At 40.0% G+C, this 16,370-nt stretch carries 16 protein-coding genes; 8 read left to right on the top strand and 8 right to left on the bottom strand.

Going from position 1 to position 16,370, the window contains the following annotated elements:
• Nucleotides 1-124 precede the first annotated feature (124 nt).
• The 6 genes from BMZ99_RS16960 (at nucleotide 125) to BMZ99_RS16935 (ending at nucleotide 5,333) form a co-directional block, all read left to right on the top strand.
• Nucleotides 125-673: a biotin transporter BioY gene (locus tag BMZ99_RS16960; RefSeq protein WP_090939930.1), complete on the top strand. Its 549-nt coding sequence runs from the start codon at nucleotides 125-127 to the stop codon at nucleotides 671-673.
• Complete coding sequence (locus BMZ99_RS16955; protein ID WP_090939927.1) at nucleotides 673-1,827, top strand: thiolase family protein; 1,155 nt, start codon at nucleotides 673-675, stop codon at nucleotides 1,825-1,827. Before BMZ99_RS16960 ends, BMZ99_RS16955 begins: the two co-directional genes overlap by 1 nt.
• A gap of 3 nt (nucleotides 1,828-1,830) precedes the next feature.
• Nucleotides 1,831-3,153, top strand: a complete 1,323-nt coding sequence (locus BMZ99_RS16950) for a class I adenylate-forming enzyme family protein (protein ID WP_090939924.1) — start codon at nucleotides 1,831-1,833, stop codon at nucleotides 3,151-3,153.
• Between the two features lie 95 nt (nucleotides 3,154-3,248).
• Complete coding sequence (locus BMZ99_RS16945; RefSeq protein WP_090939921.1) at nucleotides 3,249-3,659, top strand: 3-hydroxyacyl-ACP dehydratase FabZ family protein; 411 nt, start codon at nucleotides 3,249-3,251, stop codon at nucleotides 3,657-3,659.
• A 179-nt stretch (nucleotides 3,660-3,838) separates the two neighbouring features.
• Nucleotides 3,839-4,681 carry an aldo/keto reductase gene (locus BMZ99_RS16940; RefSeq protein WP_090939918.1) on the top strand — a complete coding sequence of 281 codons (843 nt, stop codon included), beginning with the start codon at nucleotides 3,839-3,841 and terminating at the stop codon, nucleotides 4,679-4,681.
• Nucleotides 4,682-4,757: 76 nt separating this feature from the next.
• Entirely contained in the window at nucleotides 4,758-5,333 is a 576-nt protein-coding gene (locus BMZ99_RS16935) for an ATP-dependent Clp protease proteolytic subunit (RefSeq protein ID WP_090939914.1), read from the top strand.
• Between the two features lie 91 nt (nucleotides 5,334-5,424).
• Here the strand turns inward: BMZ99_RS16935 and BMZ99_RS16930 are convergent, their stop codons facing one another.
• The 5 genes from BMZ99_RS16930 to BMZ99_RS16910 all read right to left on the bottom strand — a co-directional run bounded on the left by BMZ99_RS16930 (nucleotide 5,425) and on the right by BMZ99_RS16910 (nucleotide 11,727).
• Nucleotides 5,425-5,796, bottom strand: a complete 372-nt coding sequence (locus BMZ99_RS16930; RefSeq protein ID WP_090939911.1) for an FxLYD domain-containing protein — start codon at nucleotides 5,794-5,796, stop codon at nucleotides 5,425-5,427.
• Nucleotides 5,797-5,946: 150 nt separating this feature from the next.
• Nucleotides 5,947-9,000: an efflux RND transporter permease subunit gene (locus BMZ99_RS16925; RefSeq protein ID WP_090939908.1), complete on the bottom strand. Its 3,054-nt coding sequence runs from the start codon at nucleotides 8,998-9,000 to the stop codon at nucleotides 5,947-5,949.
• A complete protein-coding gene (locus BMZ99_RS16920; RefSeq protein WP_090939905.1) occupies nucleotides 8,997-10,061 on the bottom strand; it encodes an efflux RND transporter periplasmic adaptor subunit in 1,065 nt (354 codons plus the stop codon). The genes BMZ99_RS16925 and BMZ99_RS16920 overlap by 4 nt, the downstream gene beginning before the upstream one ends.
• A gap of 101 nt (nucleotides 10,062-10,162) precedes the next feature.
• Nucleotides 10,163-10,744, bottom strand: coding sequence for a TetR/AcrR family transcriptional regulator (locus tag BMZ99_RS16915; protein ID WP_090939902.1), 582 nt, complete (start codon nucleotides 10,742-10,744; stop codon nucleotides 10,163-10,165).
• A 158-nt stretch (nucleotides 10,745-10,902) separates the two neighbouring features.
• Nucleotides 10,903-11,727 carry a TIM barrel protein gene (locus tag BMZ99_RS16910; protein WP_090939964.1) on the bottom strand — a complete coding sequence of 275 codons (825 nt, stop codon included), beginning with the start codon at nucleotides 11,725-11,727 and terminating at the stop codon, nucleotides 10,903-10,905.
• Nucleotides 11,728-12,098: 371 nt separating this feature from the next.
• Between BMZ99_RS16910 and BMZ99_RS16905 the strand changes: the two genes are divergently transcribed.
• On the top strand, nucleotides 12,099-12,422 hold the full coding sequence (locus BMZ99_RS16905; RefSeq protein ID WP_245755024.1) for a hypothetical protein: 324 nt from the start codon (nucleotides 12,099-12,101) through the stop codon (nucleotides 12,420-12,422).
• A gap of 145 nt (nucleotides 12,423-12,567) precedes the next feature.
• Complete coding sequence (zupT, locus tag BMZ99_RS16900; protein WP_090939897.1) at nucleotides 12,568-13,389, top strand: zinc transporter ZupT; 822 nt, start codon at nucleotides 12,568-12,570, stop codon at nucleotides 13,387-13,389.
• Between the two features lie 28 nt (nucleotides 13,390-13,417).
• Here the strand turns inward: zupT and BMZ99_RS16895 are convergent, their stop codons facing one another.
• From BMZ99_RS16895 to BMZ99_RS16885, 3 genes are all read right to left on the bottom strand, one after another.
• Nucleotides 13,418-14,410, bottom strand: a complete 993-nt coding sequence (locus BMZ99_RS16895; protein ID WP_090939894.1) for a beta-ketoacyl-ACP synthase III — start codon at nucleotides 14,408-14,410, stop codon at nucleotides 13,418-13,420.
• A 220-nt stretch (nucleotides 14,411-14,630) separates the two neighbouring features.
• Nucleotides 14,631-15,191: a flavodoxin family protein gene (locus BMZ99_RS16890; RefSeq protein ID WP_090939891.1), complete on the bottom strand. Its 561-nt coding sequence runs from the start codon at nucleotides 15,189-15,191 to the stop codon at nucleotides 14,631-14,633.
• A gap of 33 nt (nucleotides 15,192-15,224) precedes the next feature.
• Entirely contained in the window at nucleotides 15,225-16,214 is a 990-nt protein-coding gene (locus BMZ99_RS16885; RefSeq protein WP_175490592.1) for an NADH:flavin oxidoreductase, read from the bottom strand.
• Nucleotides 16,215-16,370: the final 156 nt, after the last annotated feature.

The following is a 16,370-nucleotide window of genomic DNA, read 5'->3' as shown; positions in this document are numbered from 1 at the left end:
AATTTAAGTTAACCTTATTAATTTACATGGTTGACTAGATGATCTGATTCATTTATACTTTTTCTTAAGTTATGAATATTAGAACGGCTAAAACGTGTTTTTACGCTGATCATGGAGGAAAAGAATGCCTAGAAGAAATAACGTAACTGATTTTGTTTATTCAGCACTTTTTGCAGCTTTAATCGCAGTACTCGGACTAATCGCCATACCACTGCCAATTAGTCCTGTTCCTATCACAGGACAGTCGCTGGCCATTATGCTGGCAGGCAGCATACTAACAGTAAGACAAGCCGCTTACAGCGTATTAACCTTTCTACTGCTTGGTGCCGTAGGCGTGCCTGTCTTTGCAGGAATGACGGGGGGAATTGGTATTATTGCCGGTCCAAGAGGCGGCTATCTCCTTGGCTACTTAGTGGGAGCCATTGTGATTGCCCTGTTAAAGGGTCAAACCAATAACAAATGGCGTCTAGCTCTCGTAAATGTACTGGGTGGTATCATTATTGTCTATACTTTCGGAGTACTATGGCTGGGTTTTGTTACTGGCATGGGATTGGAAAAGGCTTTCACAGTCGGTGCTCTTCCCTATATACCTGGAGATTTATTTAAAGCCTTTATCGCAACCGTTGTGGGCACAGCTGTGAATCGGCAACTCCAAAAAGCCAGGTTGCGCTGATGAATCCAGTATATATGATTGGCGGGCTGAGAACCCCCATAGGAAAAACGGATGGATTTTTAAAAGATCTGCTGCCTGAGCAACTCGCATCTATTATCTTAAATGAAATAGTTCATAAATACAGACTATCACCAAATGACATTGATCAAGTCATCTTGGGAAATGCGGTAGGTCCAGGCGGTAATATTGCCAGGGTTTCGGTACTTGCAGCAAGCTGGCCGTATAGTATTCCTGCCATTACTGTTGATACCCAGTGTGGTTCCGGATTAAGTGCTATTAATTGGGCCGTTAGCCAAATCCAATCGGGCCAAACGGAACTAGTACTCGCAGGAGGCGTCGAAAGCACCAGTCTCGCTCCTAGACGACAGTTCAATCCCGCTGACCCGCGCTTTCAAGGAGAGCATGTGTATTACGAAAGGGCTCCCTTCTCCACTCCCGCAGTCGGTGATCCAGAAATCGGGGATGCAGCAGAATATCTTGCAGAATCTCTGTCCATTTCACGTGAAGATATGGATGCATTAGCTCTTGAAAGCCATAGAAGAGCCTCTATGACAAAAGAAAAAAAGATATTTAAGGATATCATCGTTCCTATCGAAACAGCAGGAAAACACGTTGATTCTGATGAATGTATCAGAAACCGCATGAGTCTGAAACTCTTAGAGCGAATGCAGCCGGTTTTTAAGGCAGAAGGCAAAATCACAGCGGGAAATACCTGTTTAAAACATGATGGAGCCGCCATAATTCTCCTAGCCTCTTCAAATGCCTTAAAAAAATATAATTTAAAACCACAAGCAATGATCACTGGTACCGCAAGCTGTGGCTGTGACCCCAACCTTTTCCCCTTAGGACCCATTGCCCCTATTCAAAAACTTCTGCACCAAAGCAATTTACGGATGAAAGATATCGATGCCCTTGAAATTAATGAAGCGTTTGCCGTAAAAATCCTGGCCTGCTGCCGTCAGTTAGATTTCAGTCTAGATAAGACCAACATGCTGGGAGGTGCCTTAGCCTATGGTCATCCCTATGGGGCCTCTGGAGCAATTATCTTACTGCACCTAGTAAAAGCCTTGCAGCAAGTAAACGGGCATCACGGAATTGCTGCGATCGGAGCCGTAGGAGGCATGGGAATTGCAACCCTGATTGAAAGGTGTTAAAAAATGCTGATTTATAGTGGTTTATATGAAAAGCCAGAAAATAAAGTTTGTCTCATATATAACAACATGCGTCTTACCTATGGGCAATTTACACAACATGTTGATGATCTTGCCCACCGCCTTGCCATGCACATAAAAAAAGGGGATAAAGTTCTTCTTAAACTTGCTGACCCTCTTTCTCAGCTATGTTATTTTTTAGGAATCGTCAAAGCAGGAGGTACTTGTGTTTTCATCGATCCCGCCACCTCGGAAGAAGTATGTGCAAGTCTTATGAGCAATCACCAGTTAACACTTTCTATCGATGGAAGCTTTCAGCTTTCAGCCGCCTCTGCTCCATTTCTGCCAGAGATTCACCCGGAAGATCTCTTTTTAGGGGCCTTGAGCTCGGGAAGTACTGGAACTCCTAAGTTAATATGGCGAGATCACCAAAGCTGGACTAGGGCTTTTCCAAGTCAAAGCATGGTTTTTCAGCTTTCAAGTGCAGATACTCTCTATGTAGTGAGTTCCCTTGTATATACTGCAAACTTGAATGCCTGCCTGCATATTCTATTTGAAGGCGGCACTGTGATGTTTGCCAGTACTCACATGCCTCGCACCTGGGTGCGAGAAATCGAGTCTTGCGGTATAAGTGCTATTTTTATGGTGCCTGCAAATTATAAAATCTTGCTTAAACATATTAAAGTGCCACTGCCAAAGCTGCACTCACTAGTAACCTGCGGGGCAAAGATGGATCTTTTGACTCTTAAATCCCTTTTATCATTCTTTCCGTCAGCTAAAATCTTTGAATACTATGGTGCGAGCGAACTGGGTCATGTAAGCTACTGCACTGCCAATGATCTTTTAGAACGTCCAGATTCCGTAGGCCAGGCATTTCCTCACGTAATCATCTCAATTGAAGATGATATCATCTGGATTGAAAGTCCCTACATCGCTCCCGCCTACCGACCAAAAGCATCTGTAGAGGATTTAGGCCGGTTAGATGAGAAAGGCTATTTATATTTATTGGGTCGTAAGAATGGCATCATCAATACTGGGGGGATCAAGGTAATTCCAGAGCAGGTAGAAGCAGTTCTGCTCCAATGCCCTGGAATCGCTCAAGCCGTTGTCGGAGGAATTGAGGATTTAATTCGGGGACAAAAAGTCTGTGCATGGATTGTAAAAAATCAGCCTGCTCTCACATCTGGCGATGTTTTAGATTTTTGCCATAAGAAAATGCGTCCCCATTATTGCCCTCAAAAAATTATCTTCCTTGATGAAATACCCTTGAATTCGAATGGAAAAATTGATAGAATCAACGTGAAGAATCAAAACAGTTACATATCATAAAAAAGGTCAGAATCTCTCCCTAGAGAATCTGACCTTTTCATTCCCCAATAGACTGTCAGCAGCGAGTAGACAGATTCTTTTAGGAGGCTTATCGCATGAAAGCTATTGAAACATTGCTCCCACAGCGTTACCCATTTTTATTTGTTGACGAAATTATTTCTGCAAATCGAGATGAGATCATAGGAAGGAAAACCTATGATGCGGCCTTTTTATATTTTCAAGAATATTTCCCTGGCAAAAAAATCGTGCCCCAATCCATTCTGATTGAATCGATCGTGCAATGCGGAGGTGCAGGAGTCAATGACACGGGTCTATTTTCTAAAGCCCTATGGGGATTAGCATCTATCGAAACGGTTCATTTTTTCGATTTTGTTGCACCCGATGTCCCAGTTACCTTGATCGTGAAGAATCTTAAGATTACTGATAAAATACTCAAACAAACCGGATTTGCTTCCTGCGAAGGAAAGAAAATTCTAGAAGCAACTTGGATGTGTCTCAAGTTGTAAGCATAGTCTCTCTACTTTTTGCTGCCTCAAATAAATTCACTGCCTTATATTTGATAAATAGGTGTCACTTAAAAGTGCCTACTTGTGGAAATTCAAAATCGACTATATACTCAACATATAAATGGTATTCTTTAGTAGATATGTAACATGTATTAATAAAAATAGGAGGTCATCGTATTATGGCAAAGAATCTGCAAGACACAGTTACCTTAGCGAATGGAGTAAAAATTCCTTGGCTTGGTTTAGGAGTCTTTAAAGTAAAAGAAGGTTCTGAAGTTGTTGACGCTGTAAGAACTGCCATCAAATATGGTTATCGAAGTATTGATACAGCAGCTATTTACAAAAATGAGGAAGGTGTCGGACAAGGTATTAAAGAGGGTTTGCTGGAAGCTGGTATTGTGAGAGAAGACTTGTTTGTAACCTCAAAAGTCTGGAATGCAGATCAAGGATACGACACCACCTTAGAAGCGTATCAAAAAAGCTTACAAAAACTTGATTTAGAGTATCTGGATTTATATCTGATTCACTGGCCAGTAAAAGGAAAATATAAAGATACATGGAGAGCTTTAGAACGCATCTATCATGATGGGCGGGTCCGCGCCATTGGAGTGAGTAATTTCCATGTTCATCATTTAAAAGATGTATTTCAAGGTGCTACCATAAAACCAATGATCAATCAAGTGGAATTTCATCCCCGCCTCATACAAAAAGAGCTGCGAGCCTTTTGCAGAGAACAAGGTATCCTGTTTGAAGCATGGTCTCCCTTAATGCAGGGCAAACTGTTAGATAATCCTACATTACAAAAGATTGCTGACAAATACGGCAAGTCAATCGCTCAGGTAATCATACGCTGGGACTTGCAGAATGGTGTCGTAACCATTCCCAAATCAATAAAGGAGCATCGTATCATTGAAAATTCAAATGTGTTTGACTTCGAACTAACCAAAGACGATTTGGAACAAATCGATGCTTTAAATCAAAACCAGCGTGTTGGTTCGGATCCAGACAATTTTGATTTTTAATACAAACGATTAGATATAAAACACCACTACACTTTTTATACGGTGGAGCCCACTTCAAAAGAAAGGAATGATATGTATGGAACATCAAGAAAAAGAAAGTTCTCAAGAAAAACTGCAGGAAAGAATATTAAAAACCAGATCAATTATTATTTCCGGTGAAATTACACAAGCTGTCGCGGCAAAAGTTATGGCACAACTATTAATCTTAGAGGAAATGGGAGATCAGCCAATTAAGTTGTTTATCAACAGTCAAGGAGGACATGTTGAGGCTGGCGATACCATTCACGACATGATTAAATTTGTTAAGCCGCGTGTCATCGTAATTGGCACTGGCTGGGTTGCCAGCGCCGGCATCACGATTTACCTGGCAGCAGATAAAGAAAATCGTTATTCTCTGCCAAATACTCGCTATATGATACATCAGCCTCTGGGAGGAGTTCAGGGACAAGCCAGTGACATTCGGATTGAAGCTGATGAAATTATTAAAATGCGCTCTAGAATCAACAAGTTAATTAGTGATGGAACTGACCAGCCTCTGGAAAAAATAGAAAAAGACACACAGAGAAATTACTGGCTTGGCGCACAAGAAGCGATCGAGTACGGTATCGTAAATCAAATTATTACCGAATCGACGGAACTAAAAAATCTCTGATTACGAGAAAATTACAACTAAAAACAACACCTGCAAATTCTCATTTGAGTTCTTGCAGGTGTTGTTCTTTTTTTGGGGATACGCTTACTTCCTATTTTATATATACATCCACACTTGTTATCGTTGCTGTAACAGTTCCAGCTGGAGCAGAAGGATAGAATTCAAAGGTAGCATACTCATCCTTTAAAACATCCCGCAGTATGACAGTGCCGTGATCAAGCTGTACTCCATTAGCATCATAAAAACCGCACCTTAGCCCAATGAATTCGACATCTTTACCAGAAATATTCTTCAATGTTCCAACAAAAATATTCGCCCCTTTAGAATCAAAATTCCATCCTGTTCTTTGAAACTTTATTAAATCCGAACTAATTCTTTCGGAAGCGCTGCACATACCTAGCACTGCATTCAACATAAATAAAGCAGCTAGGAATAAATACAAATATTTTTTTCTATGTATCATGTTAGCCCCCTCTTAGGTAGGATTATTACCCGTATAATGATCATTTGAAACTCAAAAAACCCTGCTACATTCCATATTATCATTTTTTCTTTTATTATAAAAGCAGAAAACTCCCGAAAGATTCTTTAACCTTTCAGGAGTTCCCCTCTTTTAAGAATTCGATTTCGGCTTTACTTTAAACCAGGCAGCATACATAGTAGGCAATACTAATAGTGTTAAAATGGTCGCACCTAGCAATCCGCCGGCAATTGCTACTGCCATCGGTCCCCAGAAAGTGCTGGGAATCAAAGGAACCATACCTAATATGGCAGCTGCTGCAGTAAGCATAATGGGACGGAATCTCAATATAGCAGAGTCTATGATAGCATCCCAAGGGCTTTCACCCGCCTTGATATGCTGTTCAATCTGATCGATTAAGATAACCGAGTTTCGAATGATCATACCGCTAAGGGCAAGAATGCCAAGCTCAGCTACAAATCCCATTGGCCGCATGGTTAGCAGCATAGAAAGGCTGACTCCAATAATCCCTAAAGGTGCTGTGAGGACAGCGAGGATCATAAGTGAAACTTTCTGGAGCTGTATCATCAACAGCGTTACGATGATGAGTATCATTACTGGAACAGGTTTCAGCAGGAACTCCATGGATTCTTGACTGCGCTCTAATGAACCGCCAATCATAATACTATAACCAGGAGGCAGACTCTGACGCAGTGCTGCAAGGTCTTGATACACGTTCTTGGTTGCATCATTTCCTGTTATTTCTGGTCTTACATCGGCTTGAACGGTAATTGTCGGTTTGAGATCGCGCCGCCAAATCATCCCGTCTTCTGCATCATAGCTGATTTTGGCAATTTGTTCGAGAGGAACAAATTTACCACTGCCAATATGAATAGGAAGATCTTTAATGGAAGATAGATCTTTGCGATTTTGCGAATCCATGCGAAAGACAATACCGATCGTTTTATCCTCCTCGTAAAACTCCGCAATGGATGCTCCTGATAACTGCGTCTGCAAGTCAAGGGCTAAGCTTTGGCTGTTAATCCCTAGCAGCCTTGCCTTATCCTGATCAACCGACAAATGCATAACTTTATTTTTTTCATTCCAATCAAAATTAATGTTATGCAGCTTTGGATTTGCATGCATCACATCACTGACCTCTTGGGCAATGTTTCTCACCTTTTCATGATCATAACCGCTAACTCTTAGCATGACAGGATAAGGTGAAGGCGGCCCTGTTTGAATGAATTTTACATGTCCTCGCACATTTGCAAAATCCTCTGCAAAGATCGTATTAATTTTACGATTCAACGCCTCCCGTGCTTCTAAATCCTTGGCAACAATGACAAACTGCGCATAGTTGGCTGCCGGCAGTTTAGGATCAGAAGTTAATACAAAACGCGGTGCTCCTTGCCCCACATAATAACTGTAATTGTTAATGTTAGGATCATCTTGAAGCTGTTCGGCAAGTTTTTGGGCTTCCTGCTGAGTCGCAAGTAAAGAAGATCCTTCCGGTAACGTCATCTCTACAATCAGTTCAGGGCGTACTGAGGGCGGAAAAAATTCTTGTTTTATAAGTGTAAGCAGACCAAGAGAGCCAATAAAACATGCTATAGTAATCCCCAGTACTAGTTTACGATGGTACAAGCACCAAGTAAGAATCTTGCGGAAGAACCGATAAAATCTAGAATCATATGGATCATGAGCTTTCTCTTCTTTACCTTTCAGGTTTATGAGCTTATATCCCAGCAAAGGTGTTACCAGAACGGATACAAACCATGATATCAAAAGTGCAATGGTTACTACCGTAAAAATACTGCTGGTAAATTCGGATGCAGCTCCTTTAGAAAATCCAATAGGAATAAAACCTGCACAAGTGATTAACGTTCCTGTAAGCATCGGAAATGCAGTAGCCGTATAGGCATAGCAAGCAGCATCAAATTTACTCCAGCCTTGCTCTAGCTTTACCGTCATCATCTCTACTGCAATAATGGCATCATCGACTAAGAGACCAAGAGCAATGATAAGCGCTCCTAAAGAAACTTTGTGAAGATCAATTCCAAAAACTTGCATACATGCAAATATCCCTGCTATTACCAAAGGAATACATAGAGCTACAACAATCCCCGCCCTAACACCAAGACTTAAAAAACTGACAACCAACACAATGATGATCGCTTCTTTGAGAGATTTCGTAAATTCGCCAATCGATTCTTTAACGACCTCTGGTTGATTCGAAACCTGATGTATCTCTAGGCCAAGAGGCAGCTCCTGTTTAATTTGTTTTAACGTTTTATCCAAATCTGTTCCTAATGTAAGTACATTGCCGCCCTTATCCATCGCAAGGGCAATACCGATTGCCGGCTGACCATTATAATACATCCTTGGTTCCATCGGCTCAGTATAACTGCGCTGAATCTTTGCTACATCTTCTAGCCGAAAGGTACGATCATTGGCGCGAATCGGCAGATTTTTAAGATTGTCTATATTTTCAAATATTCCGCTAACCCGCAAATACACATTATCTGTTGCCGTTTCTACCATTCCAGACGCCGCCATAGGACTTTGTGTCTTCACCGCATTAATAATCAAATTGGGGTCGACGCCAAGCTGGGCTAATTTGCTATTTTCCATCTCAATATAGATTTTTTCCGTTTGTACACCAATTAAGTCTGCCTTTTTAACATTTTTGACTCCAAGCAGAGTCCTACGCACTTGCTCCGCGTTTTCCCGCATTTCTTCATAACTGTACCCATCAGAAGTGAGGGCATAAATGCAGCCGAATACATCATCAAAGCGGTCATTAAAAGAAGGTCCCACAATGCCCTGAGGCAGTGTGCTTTTCATGTCGTTAACCATATTGCGCACTTCCAGCCAAGTCGGGCGGACGTCTTTTTCATTTACTGTATCTTTTAACGTAACGTAAATAACAGCTTTTCCCGGTTGTGAATAGCTTCTTAAATAGTAAATACCGGGCACATCCTGCAATTTTTTTTCAATTTTGTCAGTAACCTGTTCTTCTACTTGAAGAGCACTGGCTCCAGGCCAAGATACAGATACAATCATTTGGCGAATCACAAAATCAGGATCTTCCATTCTCCCTAGCTGCTGATAGGAAAAGATCCCCATGATAAACGTCACCATTACCAAAAAATAAACTAATTGTTTGTGATTCAGTGCCCACTGGGTTAAATTTAGGTTCTTCATTTGCGCACCTTCTCTCCTTCATGCAGCTTTTGCACCCCTGCCGTAACAATATTATCTCCATCCTGGAGTCCTTCCAGGACTTGAACCTTATTATCGCCGAAAGCACCTACTTTTACAGAACGCAGGGTTACCACATCATTAACAATGACCCATACATGCGGGGCATCTCCAGTCTGGTAAATGGCCGAAAGAGGAATATAGGTGGCCTGCTGACCGCCAGTTTGCGCAACAATCACATTGGCTGTCATACCTAAATTGATGCCAGGAGGAGGATTAACTAAACTAATACGTACTTTATAGGTTCGAGATACTTTATCGGCAATTGGTGAAATTTCTCTAATATTTCCTTGGACTGTCACATTCGGCAAAGCCCAAAAAGTAACCTGAATTTGCTCAGCCTTACGCAACCCATCTACCCGATTTTCAGGAACATTAATTTCAACTTCTCGTTCTCCATCCTTAACGAGTGTAAGCAACGCCTGGCCAGAGCTTACGACTTGCCCTGCTTCCGCACTGACACTGGAAATAACACCTTCGCTATCGGCAACTAGTGTACTGTAACCTAACTGGTTGCTGCCTTGAGTATATTGAGCAGAGGATTGTCGAACAGCTGCCTGAGCAACCTCATAATTATTTTGATATTGATCCAATTGGGCACGACTAACAGCCCCTTGCTCAAAAAGCGTACGATAACGCTCTAGATTTATTGCAGCCAATTGCAACTGAGACTGAGCGGAAGATACTTGAGCTGAAGAAATATTGACATTTTGCTGAATATCCTTAGCATCAATTTCCATTAGTACATCTCCAGGGATGACTTTGCTGCCAAGGTCAACATTTCTTTTTATAATCTTCCCACTGACTTGGAAAGCAAGCTGAGTTTCATAACGGCCGCGAACTTCACCAGAATAGTTTGCATTTTCTCCTAAACTGTTTATTTTTACCGTCTCAGAGCGAACCAGCGGTATTTCCTCTATCGTTGTGGCTGCCTTGGAACAACCAGCTACTAGCAATGATGTAGTACTTAAAATTGCAATGATAATTAAAAGACTTTTTTTCACTTAGATTACCTCCCAATTGTTACTAATAAACTATTTTAGTATTACGGTTTATTTAGGGTAAAATAGAATGCGATGAACCTAATCATAAAATAATATACAGCTTATTTCTTCACAAGTGCATGAACAATAAAATCAATTAATACATCCGTATAGTACCCTTGCTTATCTTGATCTGCAAGAAATTGGCCTGTTTGCATATAACTAAACGATTGAAAAAGCTTAATGCCAGCATAAGCTATCACCTTTTCATCCACTTCCCTAAAAATCCCTTGTTGTTTTCCTTCATTAATAATTTCAGCAATTCGAGAAATAATTTCTTGATCAATCAGTGTATGATATTTTCGGCTTAAAAATGCCGAAAACAAAGCATCGTCATTCTTTAGTATCCTGGTTACAAAGATATCTTCATTGAAGTAAGATATTGCATTCCTAATAAGGTGAATTAATCGCTCTAATGGATCGGCTATCTCACACACTTGGGAAAATATAATTTCTACAGTTTCATGGCATTCTCTTGTTATTAAACAAGTAAATAGATCTTCTTTATCTTTAAAATGTTCATAAATCGTTTTTTTAGAAATTTTACAATCTCTGCTGATTTCGTCCATTGTCGTTTTTTTAAAGCCAAAACGATCCAATCGTTCTTTTGCCTTATCAAGAATATTATTTTTTATATCATCCATAATGATCACCTGCTATTTTATTGATTTCTATAAGAAATTTTCCACAAATCTCCCTACTCATAAACTATTATAGTATTTTAGTTTCCAAAAAGCAATAAAAAAGTCCGAAATACCATTATTCGATTTTGAAGGCTGGTCGGCTATCGTAACTCTTGCCATTATAATGTTTCGTATGTCTTTTTCAATAATAAAGCATCATATTCAACTCTTGGCCCTTCACATATAACGCAGCCTTTTACATCGTAATCTTTTAGTGCTTGCAGGCAAGCTGTAAAGTTGAAATCACTTTCCTCTAGGGGAAGGTGATTTCTCTCACCTTTTTCACTGTACTGAATACCTCCCATATGAATATGAAGATCATGTAAAGCAGCCCGCCCTAATTGATCTGCTATATATTGAAGCAGCTTGGCAAAATCATCATACTTTTTTAAGATGCCATTGTTTCTCGCATGTATGTGAGCGAAATCAACACATAATTTGCAAGAACTGACTTCTTTACACAACGATACTAATTCTTCAAGTGTTCCGAATTGCGTCCCTTTTCCAGTAGTCTCTAGCCGATAATCAATTCCCTTATATGGAAGTTTGGATAAATTTTGTCGTATCGTTTCATACGTCATCTCTTTAGAATCCTTTAAATAAAATCCTGGATGGAAAATAAGGCTTCGCCCTTGGATTTTGGCTAGTGCTTCTGCCGCATTTATGATTCTTTGCATTGACTCCTCTTGTTTCTGCCGCTCATTTGCATTTAAATTTATATAATAGGACCCATGAGCCGATAAATAGAAATCATGTTTGAGTTTGTTTTCTAATATAGCATCTTTGTTCTTATCCGATACATTAACAGACCTGACAAAAAGTAGTTCCATGGCATCCAGACCAACCCCTTTCAAATAGGTTATCCCTGACGCATAGTTAAATTTTTGCCCCTTACCAATAGGAAGACCCGATATTCCAAAAAGAAGTCTATTTATCGTTCTCACCTTCCCAATAAAACATACTATTTCGAATGCCGCCTTAATCAAACACTTTATTCATTTCCGAGGAAATAGTAACTGCCTATATAAAATCACTGCTGCGGCTCTTCGTTAGTCTGATTCACAAATGTTTTTATTATACGTTTTATATCATTCAGCATATCTTCTTCTCGCTCATATTCTCCATCATACAGCAACAATGATAACCACATCTTTTGCAGAAAACCACATTTTCTAATACTTGCAGTACGAATGCCATTCCAGTTATAAAATTAAGCGATCGTATTTGGCCGTTTATCTCATGCTGCTGGTCTAACTTAATTTATAACACATATGCTATATAGATACTAAATTCCCATTTAATGGGGTGCAATTTATTGGAGAAATATAAAGAGGTACCAGATGATTCCTTATTTTATGACCTATCTCCAGAAGAAATAACTTTACTTTTTTATCTATTAGGAATTGCTCTCTCACAGCCCTTAACAGTCGACGAAATTAGTCTTTTAGCAAATGGCTTATTTGAAACCGCACAAGTGATGTTTGTCATTGCCGCCCAAAGATCCTTAGTGAATGACGCTATCAGCGAACAGCAGGACAAGGAAGAAAAAAAATCTACTGAAAAATTGGAGCTGGAAGTCAAGAAACTACAAGACAAAATTGAAAACTTACAAAAACAAATTAATGAATGGAAGAGATAATAGAATAGACCGTGCAAGCTTTTCTGTTCTTGCACGGTCTGTCCTATTTTTGTGCATATGATTACATGTATCGTCATTTAAGGCAACTGAGCGCAGGAAAGTAAACGAGAGAAATAGAATAAGAGCAAAAAAGGGGGGATATTATATGACATCCGAAAATCTATGGACAGCCTTTGGTCTTACTCTATTTGCAGGATTATGCACGGGAATTGGAAGCGCACTAGCATTTTTAACAAAACGAACGAACAAAAAATTTCTTTCACTCGCATTAGGATTTTCAGCAGGTGTAATGATTTATGTCTCCATGATAGAAATCTTTAGAAAAGCGCAGGATTCTCTTATACTAGGGCTTGGCGAGAAAATGGGCTCGTGGATTACTATAGTATCCTTTTTCGGAGGTATGTTATTTATTGCTGCAATTGATAAGCTTATTCCTTCTCATGAAAATCCACATGAAATGCACAGCGTTGAAGAAATTAGCGAATCGGAAAAAACAGCGTATCCCAACGCTGAAAAAAAATTACTTCGTATGGGAATTTTTACAGCATTAGCTGTGGCCATTCACAATTTTCCAGAAGGGTTTGCAACACTCATTGCCTCATTGCAAGACCCTGCCCTAGGAGTAAGCATCGCTATTGCTGTAGCCATTCACAATATTCCAGAAGGAATTGCAGTATCGATTCCTCTTTACTACGCAACAGGCAGTCATAAAAAAGCCTTCTATTACTCTTTTCTCTCCGGACTAGCAGAACCTGCTGGTGCCATTATTGGGTATCTGATCTTAGCGCCTTTTATGACAGATACCCTTTTTGGTATCGTTTTTGCAGGGGTGGGTGGCATCATGGTTTTTATTTCATTAGATCAATTATTACCTACTGCCCGAGAATATGGTGAGCATCATTTGTCCATTTACGGTTTGGTCTTAGGGATGCTGGTCATGGCTGTCAGTCTATTACTATTTATGTGATGAGAAAAATACTATGCATCACTAATTTTTACTTGCACCACTTAATAATGCTGGATGCCCAGGTTAAGCCTCCGCCAAATCCTGCTAACGCAACAATATCACCCGACTGAATTGCTCCTGATTTTACAGCCTCATCAAGAGCGATTGGTATTGAAGCTGCAGAAGTATTTCCATACTTATTAATGTTTACTACTACTTTTTCCATTGGCATACCGAGTCTTTTCGCTGCTGAGTGAATAATGCGAATATTAGCTTGGTGAGGCACAAGATATGTGATGTCACTTGCAGCAAGATTTGCATTCTTCAATGCCTTGAGAATGGTTTCCCCCATTACCTTGACAGCAAATTTAAAAACCTCGTTTCCATTCATATGAATGAAATGTTGTTTCTGCAATATCGTTTCATTTGTTGCAGGGTGACGTGAACCTCCTGCCGGTATTTTCAAAAGTTCTGCACCGCCGCCATCTGCTCCCAAATCCACTCCTAAAATACCATAGCCTTCTGGTGTTTCACCTAAAACAGCAGCTCCTGCTCCATCACCAAATAGCATTCCTGTATTACGATCGCTCCAATCTGTAAATCGTGAAAGGGTTTCTGCGCCAATTACTAACACTTTACGATACATACCTGTTTTTATAAATTGGCTGCCCGTTATAAGGGCATATAGAAATCCGGAACAAACCGCAGAAATATCAAAAGCGGCAGCATTTATCGCTTTTATATTATCCTGCACTACACATGCTGTTGCGGGAAATGTCATATCCGGTGACGCTGTTGCTACAATAATTAAGTCTATTTCTGCTGCTGAAAGCTTCGCATCTTCTAATGCCTTGCGGGCTGCTTTAGTAGCTAAATCTGACGTAGATTCATTCGCTGCTGCAACGCGCCGTTCATGAATCCCTGTACGTTCAACAATCCATTGATCAGAAGTGTCCATTATTTGTTCCAGATCCTTATTCGTCATGATCTTCTGAGGCACATACGATCCTAGTCCAATAATGCCAACGCATTTTTTATTCATACATAAGCCCCTCCTCTTATTTAAAGCATTTAGATCGCTCTTAATAGTAACAGTTTCTACGTTCCATTATAGCACCTGGTATTAATACCAGGCAATATTTTTTAATAAGTTAAGTACGTTATTTTTATGATCGGTGAACACTTTATCATAAAATGACACCAGGTAGATTTCGCCTGGTGCCATCAAAATTTAACTGACTTTATTTAATTCCTTGTTTCTTCTATTCAACAAGCCAGGCTCCCATTCGTCTAGCCTCAGCCACGACCTCCGCTTGTTTATAAAAGTCCTCCGACTTGCGTGTCCCTCCAGCGATGAGGATTTTGTAATTACCAAAACCGAGAAAGGAAAGATTCTTCCCCATATGTTCAAAATAGTTATGAAACATAGACGTGTCAGGTCTGCCCTGTGTGACTGCCAGCAAGACTTTCTTGCTAGGAGCTAAGTAACTGGAATAATCAGGTTTTAAGAAAGGATACAAACGATCAACCGCCTGTTTTAATTGTGCCGTCATCTGCCACATATATACGGGAGTAGCAAAAACAACGCCGCTGGCAGCATCAATTTCATCATATAACTCCTGCATATCATCCTGCAGGATACAGCGGTGGCTTTCTCCTTTACAGGCGTAACAACTCTGACAGCCTTTTATATTCATACCATTAAGGTAATAAGATCGAATCTCAGCCCCTTGCTCACTTGCCCCCTTACTGATTTCTTCTACCATTGCAGCTGTAGAACCTTGCTTACGAGGACTGCCATTAAGAACAAGAATTTTTTGCATACTTATACCTCTATCTTTGAATATCTACATCAATCAGCTAATTTTCTTTGCAGGACATTTTGTGTGGTCAGTAAACCATAAGCATTTCCTAGACGAGCCTCCACAGTTGTGGCACTGCTGGATAGGCTCCTTTGCAAGAACCTTGTTTGCCCAGTTTTCATCAGCATAGATCCCTCTCCCCACTGCCGCGAAATCTACATAGTCATTTTCTAACAAGAAACTTGCCTGCTCCGCAGTAAAAATTTCTGACACAGCAATAACTGGAATTGTTACATGCCTTTTAATCTCGCTGCCGTTAAATACAATTGTACTGCATTTAAAATCAGCAGGAATATCATTTTCGGGCTCTTTCATGCCAAAAGAAACATGAAGGAGATCAATTCCTAGTTCTTCAAAAACCTTAGCAATATCAATTGCCCCTGCTAAATCCGGAATATTGCCTCCCATGCGAACGCTAACAATGGAATCTTCACCAACCGCGTCACGAATTTGCGATATGATCTCTGTTAGAAAGCGCACTCGATTTTCTAAGCTTCCACCATAATTATCATTTCTTTTATTGAAAGTTGGATCTAAAAATCTGCATAACGTGTAACCGTGGGCAAAATGATATTCAAGACCATCAAATCCTGCTTGTACTGCTCTTGCAGCAGCTGCAATACAGTCACTCTGCATCTGGCGAATCTGTTCTACTGATAACTCATTAATGTCTACATCGCCACAAGAAAGCTGCATCATTACGATAGAACCATAATCATGGCATCTCTTAGCAATTTTCTTCAGAGGGTTCATTTGTTCGTCACTCCAAACTCCACTCTGCTTAGCTGCACCTGCAACAGGGGTTGCTTGTACAATGATCAAACCGGTGCCGCCTTTTGCTCTTTTTGCGTAGTGTTCAACATATTGCTCACCATACATTCCTCCATTGTCTCCTTTAAAAGAAAAACACATCATCGGAGGCATAACAATTCTGTTCTTTATTTTCCTTCCTCTTATAACTATTTCATCGGATAAATGACTCATCTATCTATACCTCACTTTACTACTATTCATAAAATGCATTTGATATCATATATAGTATATACTATTGCAATAAATAGCAAGTACGAACTTTTATGTACTATAGTATCATTTTATATACCATGATATAAACAAATTTTTAAAATCGGAATTCAGTTT

The organism is Pelosinus propionicus DSM 13327 (assembly GCF_900114615.1).
In the GTDB taxonomy this organism is placed as follows: Bacteria; Bacillota; Negativicutes; order DSM-13327; family DSM-13327; genus Pelosinus; species Pelosinus propionicus.
Note: the sequence above shows the minus strand (reverse complement) of the source record. Positions and strands in the feature narration are given on the sequence as shown.